Below are 20,234 nucleotides of genomic sequence, written 5' to 3'. Positions count from 1 at the left end.
AGAGTTTTGCTTCATACCCTGAAAAGTGACCTTGAAGAATCATCAGACCTATGCTATCTTAAATAGTAACCAATAGAAATGAGGGAATAAAAGTAATGAAAAAAGTTTTTACTTATCTGGGCTTGATTTTAGCAACCTGCTTGGTTCTTGTAGCCTGTGCTTCCAATAAACCAGCTGAGAAGAAAAAGGCGACACCAACTCCGACAGAACGTGCCAAGGCTGATGCGACAGTTTTAATTGATACCATGCTTGGAAAATCTAGTAACGGTTTTTCAAAACTCTACGGTGAAAATTACGAAACCTGGACTGAAACGAATGTCTTTGAAAAACAGGTTGCAGACACTATTGAAGAGAAGGGGTATACACCGGAAGAAAAGTATACGTTTAAATACATTGAAGGCTATGATGCCAAGACTCCAACTCAAGTACTTTCTAAGTTCCTTAAGGTCCGTCGTAATATGATTGGTAAGATTCAGGACTATAAGCTGAAGGATGTCAAAGTTAAGGGAAATGATGCGACAGTTACCTTTACTTCACGTTCTGTTAGTGCCTATGGAGCTGCAGCTGCTGTTCGTACTCTCCTTATGAGTCTCTATGACAACGACATTGACAAGTTGAAACAATGGAATCAAGCTGATAACAATGATGTGGAAAAGGGGAAGGCCAAAGATCTCACAACGAAATTCCTTTATGGTGAAAACTTTAACGGTGATTTGACGCAATTTAAGGACATTGATAAAGAAATGTCCTACACACCTTTGACAGGTGCTGATAATCTGGAAAAGACCTTCAAGCTTACTAAAGATGATGGTGGAAACTGGACTATTTCTGTAGAAGATTATAAAGAGCTTGCCGAAGCCTTGGTCGACCATGACGAATCAGGAAGCAGAGCCGTTTACGCCGAACGTATCCATAAGAATTTGTCAGACTATCAACCTGAAGATAGTAGCGACTCAAGCAGTAAGTCATCAGGTAAGGATAAGTAGTGTTTTAGTGGATTTGATGTTAAACATGTATGGAAAGCTGTTTTGGACGAAAAGAGTTGTCACTGGTGTGGCAACTCTTTTCTATCTTGTTATTTCTACCCATTCCTCCTATAACCTTTATCTATCACCACTTAGGATTTTATTATTAGACGAGTTGGGATGAAGATGGTAAACTGTTATCACTAACTATTAATGAAAGTATCGAGGAATATAGATATGAAAAAATGGCTTGCAGGTTTAGGGATTCTTGGCTTGTCAGTTTTGACTTTGGCTGCTTGTGGAAACAAGAGTGACGGTAAGTCATCTGGTGAGAAGCAGATGATTACTGTTGCGACAGACTCTGATACGGCGCCTTTCACTTTCAAAAAAGGTGACGACTTCAAGGGTTATGATATTGATTTGGTCAAGGCTATTTTCAAGGATTCGGACAAATATGAGGTCAAGTTTGTAACGACACCTTTTGATTCCATCTTGACAGGGGTGGATTCTGGACGTTATCAGATTGCGGCTAACGACTTCAACTACAATGAAGAACGTGCTCAGAAATATGGTTTCTCAGATCCGATTTCACGTTCTAACTATGCCATCACTAGTGCTGAGGGGACCAAGTACACTAGCTTAGATGATTTGTCTGGTAAGACGACAGAGGTGCTTCCTGGCTCTAACTATGCTCAGTTGCTTGAAAATTGGAACCACGCTAATGCGGACAAGACACCAATTACAATTAACTATGCATCTAGCTCAACTGGTCTTTCAACACGTGTTCAACACATTCAAGAAGGAAAAATTGATTTTATCCTTTATGATGCCATTTCCTCTGAGTACATTGTCAAAGATCAAGGCTATAAGTTGGCAGTAAACAAGATTAAAGACGATATCGGTATGAAGACTGATGGTCTTGAATATCTTCTTTTCTCAAATGATAAGCAAGGTAAGGAACTCAAGACTTTTGTCAATAAACGTATCAAAGAGCTTAAGAAGGATGGAACCCTTGCCAAACTCAGCAAGGAATACTTCGGTGGCGATTACGTCAGTGATTTGAAATAAGACTGTTAAAAGTTGAGACTGCTGTCTCAGCTTTTTGACGTTAATAAAGCTGAATTATCAGTGATATGATTTCCTTATCACTTTGATAAGAAAAGACTATTTCACAGACTTTCTGAGTCGTGCTAAAATGAATATTATAAAATTTATGATAAGATATTTGAACGGTTAGCTCTAGGCTAACCGACTTTTTTAGAAAGAAAGGGCGACATTGTGAAAAAGAGTATAGAAGCATTTAATCGGTTACCTTGGTACCTCCAAGTTGTCGTTGGCTTAATTGGTTTGAGAGTAGTTGTTGCTCTGGCTAATCTCTTATCATGGTTAGTGGAGATCCTTTGGGGCTATGTTTTGCAACTGGTTACGGTTGTCTTCAAATGGATTGCATCTTGGATGCCAGCTGGTAAGCTCTTCTCATGGAAGGCTGTCTTTGATGCGGTTCCTCAGATTGTAGAACGCTTGCCTTTAACCTTGGGATTGACTATTGCAGGGGCCTTCTTCGGTCTGATTTTGGCCCTTGTCTTTGCGGTTGTTAAAATCAATCGAGTACGTATCCTTTATCCGATTCAAGCCGTTTTTGTGAGTTTCTTGCGCGGGACACCAATTCTTGTCCAACTCATGTTGACTTACTATGGTATTCCACTCTTCCTTCGTTACTTGAATGGTGAGTTTGGTTTGGACTGGAACATTAATGAGATTCCACCAGCTATCTTCGCTATTACAGCCTTTGCCTTTAATGAAGCAGCTTACATGAGTGAGACCATCCGTGCAGCGATTCAGGCCGTTGACGCTGGGGAAATCGAAGCTGCCCGTTCTCTTGGGATGACATCAGCACAAGTTTACCGTCGTGTCATCATTCCAAATGCGGCGGTTATTGCGACACCAAGTTTGATTAACAGTTTGATCGGTTTGACTAAGGGAACATCACTTGCCTTTAGTGCAGGTATCGTCGAAATGTATGCACAGGCTCAAATCTTGGGTGGTGCCGACTACCGTTACTTTGAACGTTATATCTCAGTTGCCCTTGTATACTGGGCAATCTCAATCTTGATTGAGTACATTGGTCGTTCGGTTGAAAATCATATGGCCATTAAGGCTCCTGAAGCGACTGACATTTCTGGCATTGGAGGTGACCGCTAATGATTAGTATCAAAAATTTGACCAAAGAATTTTCAGGACAAAAGGTTCTCGATGGCATTGATATTGACATTGAAAAGGGTGAAGTTGTGGCTCTTGTTGGTGCCTCTGGTGCAGGTAAGTCAACAATCCTTCGTAGCTTAAACTATTTGGAACAACCTGATTCTGGTACCATTACCATTGATGATTTCAAGGTAGATTTCGAAACAATTACCAAAGAGCAAATCCTTACTCTTCGTCGTAAGTTGTCCATGGTGTTCCAACAGTTCAACCTCTTTGAACGTCGTACAGCCTTGGATAATGTTAAGGAAGGTCTTAAGATTGTTAAGAAACTTTCTGACGACGAAGCTACCAAGATTGCTAAAGAAGAGCTCGCTAAGGTTGGGCTTTCTAATCGTGAAAATCATTACCCACGCCACTTGTCAGGTGGTCAAAAGCAACGTGTGGCCTTGGCTCGTGCCCTTGCAATGAAGCCTGATGTGCTCTTGCTTGACGAACCGACATCTGCCCTTGACCCTGAGTTGGTTGGTGAGGTTGAAAAATCAATCGCTGATGCGGCTAAGTCAGGTCAGACCATGATTTTGGTTAGTCACGACATGAACTTTGTTTATCAAGTAGCTGACAAGGTGCTCTTCCTTGAAAAAGGGCATATTCTTGAACAAGGAACACCTGAAGAACTTTTCAACCATCCAAAAGAAGAACGAACAAAAGAATTTTTCGCTTCTTATTCAAAACAATATCTTTAAGATGGGATTTTTGTTACAATAGAAAAGTGGGATAGGACTACAGTTTAGTCCATAGTCAAAATCCCACAAGGATGATTAGGAACTTTTGAATGTTTCAAAGGCGACTTTAGTCCAATCAGAGGCTGCATCGTGCAGTTATTACTAGTCGAATTTAGAGGTTGGAGAATGTTATCTCAGCCTTTTCTATTTCTCACTTTAGGATGATTTATGTTATTAAATATTTTTAAATTTTATCTCTTAGGCCTTGTGATTGCTTTCTTTGTGTGCTTGGTGATTGGTGCCATTTGGCTTGGATGGCGTGCGTTACGTCGTGCAGACAAAACTGTTAAGGAGCGTCAAGGTGCCCTCTATGATGCTATTATGATGTCGATGGTTTCGATTCCAGTTTTGGCATTTGCTTTTATGGCGATTCTTATCGTGCTGAATGCATAATTCTAGCTTTGTTGGCACATTAGGTGTAAGATATCTCTACAAGAAAATCATATAAGGAGTTACTCATGTACGATACAATTGTTATTGGAGCTGGTCCTGCGGGGATGACTGCAGCACTTTATGCAGCTCGTGCCAACCTTAAAGTGGCAACTTTGGAGCAAGGTGCTCCTGGTGGACAGATGAATAACACGTCTGATATTGAAAATTACCCTGGTTTTGAAAGTATCTCTGGTCCAGAATTGTCAATGAAGATGTTTGAACCCTTGGAAAAATTGGGTGTTGAAAATCTTTATGGTATTGTGTCTGGTATCGAAGACAAGGGTGACTATAAAGTTGTCAAAACTGGTGATGAGGAGTATCAAACCAAGACAGTTATCATTGCGACTGGTGCCAAACACCGTCATATTGGTGTTGCTGGTGAAGAAGAGTACAACAGCCGTGGTGTCTCTTACTGTGCGGTGTGTGATGGTGCCTTCTTCCGTAATCAAGACCTCTTGGTTGTTGGTGGTGGAGACTCTGCCGTTGAAGAAGGAATTTATTTGACACGCTTTGCCAATAGCGTGACCATTGTTCACCGTCGTGATGAATTGCGTGCCCAAAAGGTTCTTCAAGACCGTGCCTTCGCCAATGAAAAGGTCAAGTTTATCTGGGATTCAGTCGTTGAAGAAATCAAGGGTGATGATATCAAGGTTCGCAGTGTTGATATCAAGAATGTCAAAACTGGTGAGGTGACTAACCACGAATTTGGCGGTGTCTTTGTTTATGTGGGACTTGATCCAGTTTCAGATTACTTGACAGGTCTTGACATCACTGACCAAGATGGTTGGGTAATTACAGATGATAAGATGGCAACACGTATTCCTGGTATCTTTGCCATTGGGGATGTCCGCCAGAAAGACCTTCGCCAAATTACAACAGCCGTAGGGGATGGTGCCACAGCTGGTATCGAAGCCTACAACTACGTGACTGCACTTGGTGATAAGTAAAATAAATGGAAACTCGGGAGGTTCTCGAGTTTTTTGTGTTTGTTTGATGGTGAAAATAAGTTTGAGGTTATTTTATATTATAAGTTAAGTAAAAACTGAGTTATAGTTATGGTAGAATGGGAGACGTATGTAGAAAAAGAAAGTAGGAGAAACGTTGAAGTTCAGAAGAATTTGGTATTTCATGCTAGCGTTAGTTATTATTTCATTTACTGAAGTGGGACGAAAGATTGTAATTAGTATTAATAGTACAGTAGGTATTCTCTTCTTTGGGCATACAATCCCAATAGAAGTCATCAAGACAATTTATCGTTGTTTTTTCATCTGTTTTATTGGTTTAGCATTTTTTATTTTGAGGGATGTATGCAAAAATAAAAGTAATAAAAAAAAGCGAATTGATAGAGAAAATTTCGAAGGGGACGAGTATAAGGAGTTTGAGTCGCTTATCAATAACGGTGGTGTCAGAAATATATGGATAACAGGTAGTTGGGGAACAGGAAAAACAAAGTTTGTTACTTCAATGTTAGATAAAATTGGGAAAAAATATTTATATGTATCTTTGTTTGGACTAAATTCACGTAAAGATATTATTCAAGAAATAAATAATAGAATTATTCAAGAAACAAAGATTTCAATTCTTGTTAATTTACCGGTAATTGGAAATCTGATTCAATGGTTTTATAGTTCTCAAGGGATATACATTCTTAGAAATTATTCAGAAGAATGGATTCTTGTTTTTGATGATTTCGAGAGGGTATCAAATACTATTATAAAATCGGCTGAGAAGTCGAATAATTTAAAATTGAGTGAATTTGAGAGCTATAATGAAGCTTTAGGAGTTATCGATTATATCGAACAAATAATCGGTTGCCGTGTTATTGTTATCTCCTCAAAGAAAGAAATAGAGCCTTTATATAAGAAAATTATCATTCCTAAGTTTAGTCCTAGAGAAATCAAAATTGATTTTAATACAGACAAGTTTCAAAATATTGTTAAAGAAAATCTAACGCAGTTGAGTCAGACAGACTTAACAAATGTATCGACTAGTCTTGCTGAAATCTGGAAAACAAAGATGAGCCTTGAGAACAAAGGGAAAGACTCTTTCTTACAGTACCGACCTTTTGTAAAGGAATTGAGTGAATTAAGTAATGAATCCAATGTTACACATATTATTTCTTATTCGCTTAGTCGTTTGATTGAGGAGCTAAATTTAGATATTCAGATTACTGACGGAGAGTTGATAGCTTATAAATTAGTATTAAAGTTAAATAGTATTGAAAATCCTTCTAAATTTGATGATGTATACAAACTTATAAAGAATTTAATCCAATACTATGGATTTGAGAACTCCAAGTTTTATTATGTGTCTGGAAGTAATATTAAATCTAAAAAAATTGGGGATGACAGAATCACTTTCCACAATGCTTTAGTGAATTTCCATATGGATTTAGCCTTGCCAAATGATGCAATTAGTGATAATGGCTCATTTAATGATGATGAGATTAGTATTCTGATGCAAAAAAACCCTGTTACCCTCCTGATGAAAAGCCTGTTACAAGAATGGTTTTCAGACAATTATTTGGAAAAACATTATTTTTCTGAAAAATATGAATCAAGATCTGGGTTAAAATCTGCAACAGGGAGAGACGTTTTTACTAATATTACTATTGGGAATTTTCACAATATAATAGGTCGTTCCAAATATAAAAAGGACTGGCAAGAAATTTATTATAGAGAAGTATCTAAATTATTGATAAGCAAGAATGGTCTACCTGATGAATGGATAAAACCCACAATGTTATTTTATCAAGAGTTTTCACAAAATCTATTAGATATCAAGTCTTTGGAAAATATTTTAACTAGTTTACCTAAAAATATTTCTCAAGATTTTGAAAAACTACTAGAATCAAGGGTTTTGTATAACATAATTTCCCCAAAATACCCAATCAATGAAAGTATATCTATGTATTTGGTAAAGGAATTTTTACTTTATTTTAAAGATATTGATATAGCTTTAATTAATAATGGTAATAGCTTTGATTATAGTAAATATAATCATGTTCCTTTGTTGCCTTCAAATAAAAATTCAGTAATAGAATTTGAAAATAGTGATCAAGGAAAATTTGAAGAACAATTATATAGAGTCAGCTTAAATACATCATCTAGGTGTATCTATCCAGATGAGAAAGACTTATTTAAACCTGATAGCATAAATATAAAGATAGAACATTTATTGTTTATTGTTATGAATCTCTCAATGTCTGAAACGATAGGTGGAAAGCTTGCTAAATACTATATAATGGATTTTTTCAAGGTTAACAAAGGGTATGATTGGGCAAAAAATAGACTTAGAGATATACTTATAGTTAATGCAGAAAAAAACGAATTTATACCTGATAAAAAGGGAATTCTTCTCAATCAATATCACTATGATGAGACAGTTGGAGAGCGATACCAAGGATGGGTTAGTTATCTAGAAGGATTGTAGCATGTGTGGTTCTTACAACTACGTGACTGCACTTGGTGATAAGTAAAATAAATGGAAACTCGGGAGGTTCTCGAGTTTTTTGTGTGGTCTTGTAGGTATTTAGCGTGACTAGATTTCTTTGTGGCAACATCTATGTGTAATTTTTTGTTATAATAGAAAAGTCTTACTAAAAATCAGTAAAAACGAGGTGACCAACTTGCGTGTTGTAGCAGGTGATTTTGGCGGGCGTCCGCTTAAAACGTTAGAAGGCAAAACGACTCGTCCAACAACGGACAAGGTCAAAGGTGCTATTTTCAATATGATTGGTCCTTTCTTTGATGGAGGGCGTGTTTTGGATCTCTTTTCTGGGAGTGGTAGTCTGGCTATTGAGGCTATCAGTCGTGGTATGTCGTCTGCTGTCCTCGTGGAAAAGGATCGTCGGGCACAGGCTATTATCCAGGAAAATATCAAGATGACCAAGAGTGAGAAGCAGTTTCAGCTTTTGAAGATGGATGCAGCGCGTGCATTGACACAATTGACAGGTCAATTTGACTTGGTGCTTTTAGATCCGCCTTATGCCAAAGAGCAGATTGTGGCTAATATTACTCAGTTAGAGGAGCAAGGGCTCTTGGCTGAAGAAGTTATGTTGGTTTGCGAGACGGATAAGGCTGTGGACTTGCCTGAAGAAATTTCAAACTTTGGGATTTGGAAGCAGAAAACCTATGGTATCAGTAAGGTGACCGTTTACGTGCGTTAGCCTATGATAGGGAAGTTGTAGAAAGGAATGCTATGACAAAGATTGCTATGTTTACGGGGTCTTTTGATCCAATTACCAATGGGCATATGGATATTATTGCCAGAGCCAGCAAGCTCTTTGATGAGCTCTATATTGGACTATTTTATAATAAAAATAAGCAGGGCTTCTGGGACATTGAGACTCGCAAGCGTATCTTGGAAGAGGTTGTGGCAGATTTTCCCAATGTCAAGGTTATAACGGCTCACGATAGTCTGGCTGTAGATGTCGCCAGAGATCTTGGGGTGACTTATCTGGTTAGAGGCCTTCGTAATGCGACAGATTTTGACTATGAGGCTAATATGGATTATTTCAATAAGGGGCTGGCGCCTGAGCTTGAAACGGTTTATTTGATTGCTAGTCATGAGGTGACACCAGTGTCCTCGAGTCGAGTGCGTGAGTTGATTTATTTTGAGGGGGACATTAGTTCTTATGTTCCTCAAGCAGTTGTTAAGGAAGTGGAGGCCAAGCGTGGCAAACAAGAACGAATCTAAATCACTATTAGGGAAAATTTGGCGTATTAAGTGGTGGTTGCTAAGTATTTTTACGGTACTGTTCCTCCTCTTTTCCCTCTTTTTCCCGCTAAATAATTATTATGTTGAGCTTCCGGGTGGTGCTTTTGATACTAAGGAAGTTTTGACTGTAGATAAGAAAGCTGATGATTCAAAAGGATCCTACAATTTTGTGGCGGTGGCTCAAACCAAGGCGACTTTGGCCCTCATGTTCTATGCTCAGCTTAATGATTTTGCAAAGCTTCAAACAGCTGAAGAGGCGACTGGAAATTACTCTGATGAAGATTTCATGCGTATCAATCAATTCTACATGGAGACTTCCCAAAACCAGGCGATTTATCAGGGATTGACTCTGGCTGGTAAGGAGGCTAGCTTGGAGTATATGGGTGTTTATGTGCTTCAGGTGGCTGATGATTCTAGTTTCAAGGGTGTCCTTAATATTGCGGATACGGTGACAGCTGTCAATGGCAAGACCTTTGATAATTCTACTGACTTGATTAAATACGTCCAAGGACTTAAGTTGGGTTCAAAAGTCAAGGTCACTTATATGACAGAGGACAAAGAAAAGACTGCCACTGGTAAGATCATTAAGATTGCTAATGGTAAAAATGGTATCGGTATTGGTTTGACGGATCATACTGAGGTCAAGAGTCCTGAAAACGTGAAGTTTAAACTTGATGGTGTTGGTGGACCAAGTGCGGGGCTTATGTTTACTTTGGCTATTTACGATCAGGTGTCTGGTCAAGACCTCAAGGCTGGCCGTAAAATTGCTGGAACAGGCACTATTGAAAAGGATGGAGCTGTCGGTGATATCGGTGGGGCCTACCTCAAGGTGAAATCAGCGGCTGATAGTGGCGCAGATATTTTCTTCGTGCCAAATAATCCAGTAACTAAGGAAATGAAAAAGGCTGATCCGGATGCCAAGACTAACTATCAAGAGGCCAAGGAAGCTGCCAAGAAACTGGGGACCAAGATGAAAATCGTCCCTGTTAAAACAGCTCAAGAAGCCATTGATTATTTGAAAAAGACTAAGTAAGAAGAGAGAGTAGGACAGGCAGAAATCCATGATTTTTGTCCTAGTCTTACTCTCTTTTTAAGGTCAAAGTGTTATAATAGTCTTTATGAAAAAACGTTATAGAACAGTCAATGATTACTATCGTGAAATTTTTGGCGAAAAGATTTTCAAACTTCCTATAGATGCGGGCTTTGATTGTCCCAACCGTGATGGCACAGTGGCTCACGGTGGCTGTACCTTTTGTACGGTATCGGGGTCTGGGGACGCCATTGTAGCTCCTGAGGCGCCGATTCGTGAGCAGTTTTACCATGAGATTGACTTTATGCACCGCAAGTGGCCAGAAGTTCAGAAATATCTGGTTTATTTTCAAAATTTTACCAATACCCACGCTCCGCTTGAGATTATCAAGGAACGCTACGAACAGGCTATCAATGAGCCTGGTGTTGTTGGCATCAATATCGGTACTCGCCCAGACTGTTTGCCAGATGATGTGATTGATTATCTGGCAGAACTCACAGAACGTATGCATGTGACTGTTGAACTTGGTTTGCAGACGACTTATGAAGAAACGTCAGAACTCATTAACCGGGCACACAGCTATGAACTCTACGTGGAGACCGTGAAGCGCCTGCGTGAGCGTGCACCAAAGGCTGAAATTGTATCGCACCTGATTAATGGATTGCCAGGGGAAACCCACGAGATGATGGTGGAAAATGTTCGCCGTTGTGTGACGGACAATGACATTCAGGGAATTAAACTCCACCTCCTCCACCTGATGACCAATACGCGTATGCAAAGAGATTACCACGAGGGGCGTCTTAAATTGCTGAGTCAGGAAGAGTATGTGTCAATCATCTGTGACCAGTTGGAAATCATCCCTAAGGATATCGTCATTCATCGGATTACTGGTGATGCGCCGCGAGATATGTTGATTGGTCCTATGTGGAGTCTCAACAAGTGGGAAGTCCTTAATGCCATTGACAAAGAGATGGAACGTCGTGACTCATGGCAAGGGTGCAAAGTAGCTAGCGAGAAGGAGGAAAAAGCATGATTAAACGACCCATTCATCTATCTCATGACTTTCTAGCAGAAGTGCTGGATGATGAGAGTGTAGCTATCGATGCGACCATGGGAAACGGCAATGATACAGCCTTTCTGGCTGGCCTTGCCAAGAAGGTCTATGCTTTTGACGTGCAGGAGCAGGCGCTTGAAAAGACCAGTCAACGCTTGTCGGACCTGGGAATTGAAAATGCGGAACTCATTTTAGATGGTCACCAAAATCTGGACCATTATGTCACGGAACCTATTCGAGCAGCTATTTTCAATCTGGGCTACCTGCCATCTGCAGACAAAAGTGTCATCACTAAGCCTCATACGACTCTTGAGGCCATTGAGAAAATCCTTGACCGCTTAGAGGTTGGTGGGCGCTTGGCTATTATGATTTACTACGGTCATGATGGTGGTGATATGGAGAAGGATGCTGTGCTTGAGTACGTTATCGGTTTGGACCAGCGTGTTTTCACAGTCATGCTTTACCAACCCCTTAATCAAATTAATACCCCACCATTTTTGGTGATGTTGGAGAAATTACAATGATTACAGATGTTAAAGAAAAACTTGCAGATATGCAGGCCAAATATATTGATAAGCAGAGTGCCGAGGATACTTTGAAAAAGGTTGATAATCGTAAAACGGCTAAGATCAAGAAAAAGTTAGCTAGTCTTGAGGTTGAACGTTGCCATAAACTTTTAGCCAAGGAAGATGTCACTGCCATTGATAAAAAAATTAGTAAGCAAAAAGAACTATTCTCAAACTGTTGTCATAAGGAAGGGTAGGAGGAGCTATGCATCTATCGTTAGCTTTGCTTGTTCTTCTTTTTAGCTTGATTTTATCGAACGTTATCAATCGTGTTTTTCCACGTCTTCCCTTACCTTTGATCCAAATTATTTTTGGAGTGGGTATCGGTTTTCTTTTGAAGGGACGTGCTTTCGAGCTTGAAACAGAACTTTTCCTAGCTTTCATTATTGCTCCCTTGCTGTTTCGTGAGGGTGAAGAAAGTGATATTACCAGTATTTTACGTAACTGGAAACTCATTTTATTTTTGATTTTTCCAGTCATCTTCGTGTCTACGCTGGGAATCGGTTATCTTGCTAAGGCTGTCTTGCCTGCCTCAGTGCCTTTGTCTGCCTGTCTAGCCATTGGGGCAGCCCTTGGACCAACGGATTTGGTGGCCTATTCTGCTATTTCTAAACGCTTTAGTTTTCCAAAGTGGATTAGCTATATTTTGCAGGGTGAAGGACTCTTAAACGATGCCTCTGGCTTGGTTGCCTTTCAGGTGGCGGTGACCGCTTTGACAACGGGTGCTTTCTCCCTCATTGATGCGAGCTGGAATTTGGTTATTTCTGTGCTTGGTGGTTTTTTGGTTGGCTTGATTACAGCCTTATTTAATCGTCTCTTTTTGACCATTTTGGATAATATGGATGCTGCAGATGTCACAGGTGCTCTCTTACTAGAGTTGGTACTACCGATTTCCTCTTACTTTGTAGCCGAGGAAATTCATGCTTCCGGAATTATTGCTGTTGTCGTAGCAGGGATTTCACTTGCCAGTCGCTTTAAAAAAATCACCGTTTTTGATGCCAAGTTGGATAGTGTTTCTCATACGATTTGGGGAACCATTACCTTCATGCTTAATGGCATGGTCTTTTTCCTCTTGGGAACAGAACTTCCAACCCTAGCAGCCCCAGTACTGCGTAGCACTACCTACGATAATCTCTGGATGCTTCTTGCTATCGTCCTTTTAACAGCGACCATGTTTGGCATTCGTTTTGTTATGATTAGTGCGGTATTTGCCCAAAGAGCTTGGAGGGCCAAACGATCACTGAAAAAAATCTGGAAGGGTGCTACTCTTTTAACCTTTTCTGGGGTCAAAGGAACGGTCTCAATTGCAACCATCCTTTTGCTTCCGGTTGCCAATATGACGGCTTTGGAACATAGTCTCTTGCTCTTTACGGTAGCGGGTGTCACTTTATTAAGTTTCTTAACAGGTATCTTAGTCCTACCTAAGCTAGCCACTGGACCAGCGCACACAACCAACCATTATATGCAGATTGCCATTCTTAATGATGTGGTCGGCGAGTTGGAAAAAGATCTAAAACAGTCAACTAATCAAGGAGCTGTCTATGCTACTATTGACAACTACAATCAACGCTTGGAAGATTTAATCTTGGAGCAGGAATCAAATGATGTCAAAGAAGAGTTGGCCAATATCCGAGTCATGATTATGGAAATTGAGAGTGAGGGTCTGGAATATGCCTACAAGAAGGGTAAGATTTCAGAACTCGAATACAATCTCTACCAACGTTATATCAAGGGCTTAGAGCGTCGTATTAACCGTGGTTTTGTCTCTAGTCTTTCTTACGCTCTAGCTGTCTTTGTGCGTGGCCTTCGTAGATTGTTGCACTTGGCTCTTACTTTCAAGTTTCGTATTAATCAGGATGAAACTAGGAGGGGTCCTAGGTTGACGGAAGAAAACCGTGACCATATGGCTGAACTTTATTTGACAAATACGGAGCAGATTTTAGAAGCCTTGAGTAATCTGGAAGGTGTTTATCATTCAGAACTCTTGTCTTATTTGAAGCGTAATCGACTTCAAGAGGCTGAAATAATTCAGTCAGGTGCCTTTGTTGAGCGGGTTATCACCCACCTTCATCCAGACAATGTCGATGAAATGTTACGAGGCTACTATTTGGAACGTAAGGTTATCAACGAGTACGAGCAGGCTGAGCTTATCTCTAGCCGTTATGCCAAGCAGCTTCGTAAGGAGGTCAATACTTTGGAAGATTACTCTCTCAAAGAAACTAGCAACACTTTAACCTATGATATGATTAATTTGGCTCGAGGTCGAGCTTAAGTGAAGAAGCCAAGATTTTTCTTGGCTTCTTTTTAATGTCTCTCTTTTTCATTATCGTGGTTTGGAAAAAGAAAGCCCAGTCCTAGGCATGTTAGGATTCCTGCAACAATCAGGATGCTATTTGATATAGGGAGCACGTCATAGATGGCATTAGCAATCATTAAACCAATCAAAGTACTCATGAGGCTAGATTTATAATCTTTTTTGATAAGATTTTCTATTGCAAAGAAAGCAAAAAGAGCGACTGGAAAGAGTGGCCAAAGGGACACCTCCAATTTTGGGAAGCCGAGAATACTGTAAGTGATAACTGTTGCTGCTGTACCGATTAATCCAATACCTATTACTTTAGTCATGTTTTTACCTCGTTTTCTATATCTGAAAGATATTTTGCTTTAACACCTACTAAGTTATCAAAAGGTTAACTTACGGACAATATCATTTGTCTATGTGGTTCATTCTAGGTTCTATTCGGTCAAAAAGGACTGTTTTGTTATCAAGTAAAGAAAAGAAGAAATATTTCACTTTAAAGGTAAAACGCTTACATAAAAAGGAGTATAATGATATTGAATGATGTTTTCTCTAAGATTAAATGAAAGGTGGGGTGGTTGTATGTCCAGAAAAACTTGGTATTATATACTTATCTTTTTTGAAGTATTGTTGGCTCTTTCTATGCTTAGGTCTTATGGTTTGCATTTTGAGTATGAAACGCTCAATTCTGTATCTGTACTAAGTTCTCAACTTCCACAGCAAGTCGTTTTAGTATGGTTTGTTTTTAGGCTTTTGAAGGACAAGCGGAAAGCTGAGGGCGTCTTAGCTGTGCTTGCCTTCCATATTTGTCAGCTAGTTACCTATTTCATAATACCGGCTTCCATTTTTAAGCCTTGGTTGGTTTCCCCAGTTTTAACTATTATGTGCCTAATTTGGCTTGTCATTACGATTAGGAAGACAGAGCTTCCAACACTCTTAGCCTCCCTTAAGAGTTCGTCAGCTTGGCAGTCCTCTGTACCCCTTCTTGGCCTAGGAATGGTCGCCGTAGTGTGGAGCACACACTATATAAATATTGATTTAGATGATTTAAGTAGTCTTACTTCCATACTGTATCCTATACTAGAGTGTGCAAGTATCTTCCTACTACTTAACTTGATGACTGAAAAAACTCAAAAGAAATTAAGAATTTCTTCAATCCTTATCATAATCATTAGTTTACTTGAGTTGATTTATGGTTTCTTGGTTGACCATATCATTACTGATGTCTCTCTTTTTCTACTAGTAGTATCAGCCTATCTGGTCTATCGTGTAAGTGGCAACACTTCCACACTAGTTAAAAAATGGCAGAAGAAGTATGGGGTTGAGTTGAGTGAGGATGACCTACTGGTGGAGAAAAGAACCAAACCAGTCATTGAAAAGCGTAAGGTTTATGATTATGCGGAGAGCCAAAGACAACCAAATCCTCAAAGTCTTCATTCTCCTTGGCTTTGGACAGCTTTTATTCTATCCTTGAGGAATTTAGTTTTTAATATAATTGCAGTTTTCAATTATCCTACTGATGAAACCAATCCCTTAGCAGGTATCGGTTGGTTTATGTACTTCATCGTGATGATTCCATTAATTATTATTCCTACTGTGATGCTTCCAAATGCCATAAGAACTACTGACAAAAAGCGTCTATATATAGTTGCTATGTTATTTATTTTAGTTGCAAGAAGCTCTATAGAACAGCTCATCGTTCCAGCCTTAATTTTGTACGGCGTATCGAAAATAAAAGAGGAGTAGCCATAAAACAACAAGTCCCCTAGACCTAGTCTGGGGGACTTGTTGTTTTGATGTTGTTTTAGAATTGGCCCTAAATCAAGTTAATTTATGACTTGTCTCTATAAAAGAGGGTTAATGTAAAAACGATGGTCGTCAATTGGAATAATTTGAACAGGATTTTGGTAGAAGTCAGCTAAAACTTCTGGTGTGATGATATCATTTTTTGGTCCTTGTGCCACGATTCTTCCCTGACGGAGTAGGAGAATGTGGTCCATCTTTTCAGTAATCTCTTCAGCATGGTGGGTGACGTAAAGAACCAATGGAGTATGTGGAAGCGAGGTGATACGGTCAATCTGACGTAAGAGTTTTTCGCGGGCAAATAGGTCCAAGCCAACAGTCGCTTCGTCAAGGATAATGATGTCAGGATCTTCCATGAGACTGCGAGCAATCAAACAAATTTGTTTTTCTCCTTGAGACAGGCCATGGTATTTACGACCTATCAAATCTCCAGCACCAAGTGAGGTCAGCATGTCCTTGGCTTCTTGCAACTCCTTATCCCCATATGCCTTGTAGAGGATTGAGCTCTTGTATTTACCAGTAAGGACGATTTTTTCAGCAGTCATATGCTTAGGCAAACGCTCAGTGATGAAGGAGCTGACGATACCGATATGTTGACGAAGACCTGTGATGTCTCCATTCCCAAAGGTGTAGCCTAGTATCTCAGCCTTTCCCTCAGAAGGGAAGAATTCAGCTGTCAACAAACGTAGGAGAGTTGATTTTCCAGCACCGTTAAGTCCCAGGATAGCCCAGGTTTGTCCTTTTTCAACTGTCCAGTTAAGATTAGACAAGAGTGTTTTTCCTTGTCGAGCCAAGCTGACATTTTCTAAGCGTATAAGTGACATAAGTCTCTCCTTCGATGATAAATTACTCTAATTATAGCATAAAATAGGAACCTATATTGGGAAATTGTGATATAATGGAAGTCAGAATTTTTTTAGAGGAGAAGAAAAAATGGAAGACTCCAGTGGTCAGTCCTTATTATTTCAATCTATTTTATTACTAATTTTAACCTTGCTTACGGCCTTTTTCTCAGCATCAGAGATGGCTTTAGTATCACTAAACCGTTCACGTGTGGAACAAAAGGCTGAAGAAGGCGACAAGAAATTTATTCGCCTGCTCAAGGTTCTTGAAAATCCAAATAACTTCTTATCAACCATTCAAGTTGGTATTACCTTTATCAGTCTCTTACAAGGGGCTAGTCTCTCCGCTTCGCTAGGTGCAGTGATAGCGACTTGGTTTGGTCATGCAGCCTGGGCTAAGACAGCAGGTAGCATGATTTCTTTGGTTGTCTTGACCTATATCTCGATTGTTTTTGGGGAACTTTATCCTAAACGTATTGCTATGAACCTCAAGGAAAATCTAGCCATCTACTCAGCACCAGTTATTATTGTTACTGGTAAGATTGTTAGTCCTTTTGTTTGGATTCTTTCAGCATCGACAAATCTAGTGTCTCATTTGACGCCTATGACCTTTGATGATGCGGATGAGCAGATGACTCGGGATGAGATTGAGTACATGTTGGCCAAGAGTGAAGATACACTTGAGGCTGAAGAAATTGAAATGCTTCAGGGGATTTTCTCTCTTGATGAATTGATGGCACGTGAGGTTATGGTCCCTCGTACAGATGCCTTCATGATTGATATTGAAGACAATACTCAAGAAAATATCCAAGCTATTCTCAAGGAAAGTTTCTCACGTATCCCTGTTTACGAAGATGACAAGGATAAGATTATCGGTGTCATTCATACTAAAAACCTTCTAAAAGCAGGTTTTGAACTTGGTTTTGAAAATATCAAACTTCGCCGAATCATGAACGAACCTCTCTTTGTTCCAGAGACTATCTTCGTAGATGATCTCTTGGCAGCCTTTCGTAACACCAATAATCAGATGGCTATCTTGCTTGATGAATACGGTGGCGTTGCTGGTCTTGTTACCTTCGAGGACCTTTTGGAAGAAATCGTTGGTGAGATTGACGACGAAACAGATAAAACTAGTGTGGAAGTTCGTGAAATTGGTGAGAATACCTATATTGTCGAAGGAGCTATGACTCTTAACGACTTCAATGAACATTTTGATACAGAACTTGAGAGTGATGACGTTGATACTATCGCAGGTTATTATTTGACTGGTGTGGGGGCCATCCCAACTCAAGAAGTCAAGGAACACTATTCAGTTATCAACAAGGACAAACACCTCGAATTTATCAATGATAAGGTTAAGGATGGTCGTGTAACCAAACTTAAGGTAATCATCACGGCAGCTCCAGAAGAGACAGAAGAATAGTTTTTTCCACGTTTTTATTAGAAAATGTTAGAACTCAAAAGCGACTATCTACTAATTAGGCACTTTCTCTCATCATGAGTGAAAGTGCTTTTTCTTATCTATCTTGGAATATCCGCTTATCAAAATAATAAGATTAGAAAACGTCTATAACGTACGTTATAAAGCCTTTTTTACCTATCTAAACTGCTAGGCTTTGTCAGAAAAAGAACTATAATTTTGGAGATGCTCTAACATATTTTAGCGTATTGATAGATTTAGAATAAAAATAAATAAGATTTTAATTAAAACAGTCTTTTATTACTTTTTTATGGTAGAATATGAATTAACTGATAAATGAAAAAAGGAGAATCTTAATGGCTTCTAAAAAATCTATATATAGTAGCTTGCTTTTACTCACCCTTACCCTAGGAGCTTTTGTACCAGTAACTTCTTTTGCGGACGACGGTATTGCGACAAATGATGCTGTTCTTACACAACCAACGACAGATCGTGCAGCAACAGGTCCTTCAACAGCCCCAAGTGATGGTGACTTGGCTCGTAGCAATGATTCAAACACAGGTGCGGCAACGCCAACAACACCTACAGCTCCTGAAGTACCAGCTGAACCAACAACACCAGCAACTCCAGAAACACCTGCGACACCGGCTCCAACAGCTGATTCATCAACAAAACCAGCTGATAAACCAACTGAGAAACCAGCCGATAAGCCAGAAGAACCGGCTTCACCAACTGATAAAGGAACAAGTGAAGCAGCTCAAACCCCTGAAACACCTGCAGTGAACGTTAATGGACAACCTGTTGTTACTGTAACACCAACAGCTCCAGTTATCACTGCAGCTGGCCAAACAATTGTGTCTACACAAAACAGCCAAATTGTCATCGCTAACACTGATGGTACAACAAGTGTTGTTGCTCCTGAAGCAGTGGGATTCAAAGTGAATGCTGACGGTACATTGACTGGTAAAGATGCTAAAGGTAAGGAAGTTACACTTCCTAAGACTGGTGAAGCATCAACAGTAATCTTGACATTGGCAGGAACATTCTTCCTTGCTGCTGCAGCCTTTTTGGGGCTTAAGAAACGTGCCTAATAATATAGATGATAAAAGACTGGATTTTTCCAGTTTTTTTGTTTTTCTTCTGGTATAGTATAGATATCCCTTGATTTCAGATGTATTATAGTATAACCTTTGCTTGAATTCAGGCAGATATGGAGCATGTTTCCGATAAAAGAGGTATAATAAAAACATGTAAAAAGCGTTTACAAGGAGGCTGCCATGGCAGAAATTGATTACAGTCAGGTGACTGGACTTGTTCATTCAACCGAAAGTTTTGGATCCGTAGATGGTCCGGGTATCCGTTTTATTGTTTTCATGCAAGGCTGTAAGATGCGTTGCCAATATTGTCATAATCCAGATACTTGGGCTATGGAGTCAAATAAGGCTGTTGAACGTACGGTTGAAGATGTCTTAGATGAGGCTCTTCGTTTCCGTCATTTCTGGGGTGAGCATGGAGGTATCACTGTATCAGGTGGTGAGGCCATGCTTCAGATTGATTTTGTCACTGCCCTCTTTACAGAGGCTAAGAAGCTAGGAATTCACTGTACGCTTGATACTTGTGGGTTTGCTTACCGCAATACTCCTGAGTATCATGAAGTTGTTGACAAACTTTTGGCTGTAACTGACTTGGTCCTACTTGACATCAAAGAGATTGATCCTGAACAACACAAGTTTGTGACCCGTCAACCTAATAAGAATATCTTGGAATTTGCTCAATATCTGTCTGATAAACAAGTTCCAGTCTGGATTCGCCATGTCTTGGTACCTGGTTTGACAGACTTTGACGAACACTTGATTAAGCTCGGCGAGTTTGTAAAGACCTTGAAAAATGTTGATAAATTTGAAATCCTTCCCTACCATACAATGGGTGAGTTCAAATGGCGTGAGCTCGGTATTCCATATCCTTTGGAAGGGGTCAAACCACCAACAGCAGATCGGGTCAAAAATGCCAAAGCTCTCATGCACACTGAAACGTATCAAGAGTATAAAAATCGTATCGGTGTTAAAACCTTGGATTGAAAAAGAAGCTCTTGACAAGGGCTTTTTAACTTTGCTATTATT

20 protein-coding genes are annotated in these 20,234 nt (G+C 39.7%); 18 read left to right on the top strand and 2 right to left on the bottom strand.

Features of this window, described 5'->3' with window-relative positions:
- Window positions 1–95: 95 nt before the first annotated feature.
- From ACWPVZ_RS04965 to ACWPVZ_RS04900, 14 genes are all read left to right on the top strand, one after another.
- Window positions 96–986: a peptidase gene (locus tag ACWPVZ_RS04965; protein ID WP_198463644.1), complete on the top strand. Its 891-nt coding sequence runs from the start codon at window positions 96–98 to the stop codon at window positions 984–986.
- Between the two features lie 216 nt (window positions 987–1,202).
- Window positions 1,203–2,033, top strand: a complete 831-nt coding sequence (locus tag ACWPVZ_RS04960) for a transporter substrate-binding domain-containing protein (RefSeq protein WP_316714796.1) — start codon at window positions 1,203–1,205, stop codon at window positions 2,031–2,033.
- A gap of 387 nt (window positions 2,034–2,420) precedes the next feature.
- On the top strand, window positions 2,421–3,167 hold the full coding sequence (locus ACWPVZ_RS04955; protein ID WP_134954496.1) for an amino acid ABC transporter permease: 747 nt from the start codon (window positions 2,421–2,423) through the stop codon (window positions 3,165–3,167).
- Window positions 3,167–3,910, top strand: a complete 744-nt coding sequence (locus ACWPVZ_RS04950) for an amino acid ABC transporter ATP-binding protein (RefSeq protein ID WP_201042986.1) — start codon at window positions 3,167–3,169, stop codon at window positions 3,908–3,910. Before ACWPVZ_RS04955 ends, ACWPVZ_RS04950 begins: the two co-directional genes overlap by 1 nt.
- 207 nt (window positions 3,911–4,117) lie before the next feature.
- Entirely contained in the window at window positions 4,118–4,342 is a 225-nt protein-coding gene (locus ACWPVZ_RS04945) for a DUF4059 family protein (RefSeq protein ID WP_002884393.1), read from the top strand.
- A gap of 32 nt (window positions 4,343–4,374) precedes the next feature.
- Window positions 4,375–5,328: a thioredoxin-disulfide reductase gene (gene trxB / locus ACWPVZ_RS04940; RefSeq protein ID WP_255296714.1), complete on the top strand. Its 954-nt coding sequence runs from the start codon at window positions 4,375–4,377 to the stop codon at window positions 5,326–5,328.
- Between the two features lie 181 nt (window positions 5,329–5,509).
- The gene (locus tag ACWPVZ_RS04935; RefSeq protein WP_414340912.1) at window positions 5,510–7,813 is read left to right on the top strand and encodes a hypothetical protein; all 2,304 of its coding nucleotides are present in this window, start codon (window positions 5,510–5,512) and stop codon (window positions 7,811–7,813) included.
- A 139-nt stretch (window positions 7,814–7,952) separates the two neighbouring features.
- Window positions 7,953–8,549 (top strand): 16S rRNA (guanine(966)-N(2))-methyltransferase RsmD, encoded by a 597-nt coding sequence (gene rsmD, locus ACWPVZ_RS04930; protein WP_257214342.1) that lies wholly within the window; start codon window positions 7,953–7,955, stop codon window positions 8,547–8,549.
- 32 nt (window positions 8,550–8,581) lie between these two features.
- Window positions 8,582–9,079 carry a pantetheine-phosphate adenylyltransferase gene (gene coaD / locus ACWPVZ_RS04925; RefSeq protein WP_002891701.1) on the top strand — a complete coding sequence of 166 codons (498 nt, stop codon included), beginning with the start codon at window positions 8,582–8,584 and terminating at the stop codon, window positions 9,077–9,079.
- Entirely contained in the window at window positions 9,057–10,133 is a 1,077-nt protein-coding gene (locus ACWPVZ_RS04920; RefSeq protein ID WP_414340911.1) for a SepM family pheromone-processing serine protease, read from the top strand. The genes coaD and ACWPVZ_RS04920 overlap by 23 nt, the downstream gene beginning before the upstream one ends.
- Before the next feature lie 85 nt (window positions 10,134–10,218).
- Window positions 10,219–11,163 (top strand): TIGR01212 family radical SAM protein, encoded by a 945-nt coding sequence (locus tag ACWPVZ_RS04915; RefSeq protein WP_414340910.1) that lies wholly within the window; start codon window positions 10,219–10,221, stop codon window positions 11,161–11,163.
- Window positions 11,160–11,708, top strand: a complete 549-nt coding sequence (locus ACWPVZ_RS04910) for a class I SAM-dependent methyltransferase (protein ID WP_347105706.1) — start codon at window positions 11,160–11,162, stop codon at window positions 11,706–11,708. Before ACWPVZ_RS04915 ends, ACWPVZ_RS04910 begins: the two co-directional genes overlap by 4 nt.
- Window positions 11,705–11,947 carry a hypothetical protein gene (locus ACWPVZ_RS04905; RefSeq protein WP_288562429.1) on the top strand — a complete coding sequence of 81 codons (243 nt, stop codon included), beginning with the start codon at window positions 11,705–11,707 and terminating at the stop codon, window positions 11,945–11,947. Before ACWPVZ_RS04910 ends, ACWPVZ_RS04905 begins: the two co-directional genes overlap by 4 nt.
- An 8-nt stretch (window positions 11,948–11,955) precedes the next feature.
- Entirely contained in the window at window positions 11,956–14,022 is a 2,067-nt protein-coding gene (locus tag ACWPVZ_RS04900) for a cation:proton antiporter (protein WP_414340909.1), read from the top strand.
- A 32-nt stretch (window positions 14,023–14,054) separates the two neighbouring features.
- Here ACWPVZ_RS04900 and ACWPVZ_RS04895 read toward each other — a convergent pair whose 3' ends face one another.
- Window positions 14,055–14,375, bottom strand: coding sequence for a hypothetical protein (locus tag ACWPVZ_RS04895; RefSeq protein WP_080611826.1), 321 nt, complete (start codon window positions 14,373–14,375; stop codon window positions 14,055–14,057).
- 256 nt (window positions 14,376–14,631) lie between these two features.
- Between ACWPVZ_RS04895 and ACWPVZ_RS04890 the strand changes: the two genes are divergently transcribed.
- Window positions 14,632–15,795, top strand: coding sequence for a hypothetical protein (locus tag ACWPVZ_RS04890; RefSeq protein ID WP_414340908.1), 1,164 nt, complete (start codon window positions 14,632–14,634; stop codon window positions 15,793–15,795).
- 98 nt (window positions 15,796–15,893) lie between these two features.
- Here the strand turns inward: ACWPVZ_RS04890 and ACWPVZ_RS04885 are convergent, their stop codons facing one another.
- Window positions 15,894–16,676, bottom strand: coding sequence for an ABC transporter ATP-binding protein (locus tag ACWPVZ_RS04885; RefSeq protein WP_080611827.1), 783 nt, complete (start codon window positions 16,674–16,676; stop codon window positions 15,894–15,896).
- 109 nt (window positions 16,677–16,785) lie between these two features.
- On the opposite strand from ACWPVZ_RS04885, the gene ACWPVZ_RS04880 reads away from it, so the two are divergent.
- From ACWPVZ_RS04880 to pflA, 3 genes are all read left to right on the top strand, one after another.
- Window positions 16,786–18,117, top strand: coding sequence for a hemolysin family protein (locus ACWPVZ_RS04880; protein WP_080611828.1), 1,332 nt, complete (start codon window positions 16,786–16,788; stop codon window positions 18,115–18,117).
- A gap of 353 nt (window positions 18,118–18,470) precedes the next feature.
- Window positions 18,471–19,205 carry an LPXTG cell wall anchor domain-containing protein gene (locus tag ACWPVZ_RS04875; RefSeq protein WP_347095155.1) on the top strand — a complete coding sequence of 245 codons (735 nt, stop codon included), beginning with the start codon at window positions 18,471–18,473 and terminating at the stop codon, window positions 19,203–19,205.
- Window positions 19,206–19,391: 186 nt separating this feature from the next.
- Window positions 19,392–20,192 (top strand): pyruvate formate-lyase-activating protein, encoded by an 801-nt coding sequence (pflA, locus tag ACWPVZ_RS04870; RefSeq protein ID WP_002891689.1) that lies wholly within the window; start codon window positions 19,392–19,394, stop codon window positions 20,190–20,192.
- Window positions 20,193–20,234: the final 42 nt, after the last annotated feature.

The organism is Streptococcus sp. Marseille-Q6379, assembly GCF_965119505.1.
Note: the sequence above shows the minus strand (reverse complement) of the source record. Positions and strands in the feature narration are given on the sequence as shown.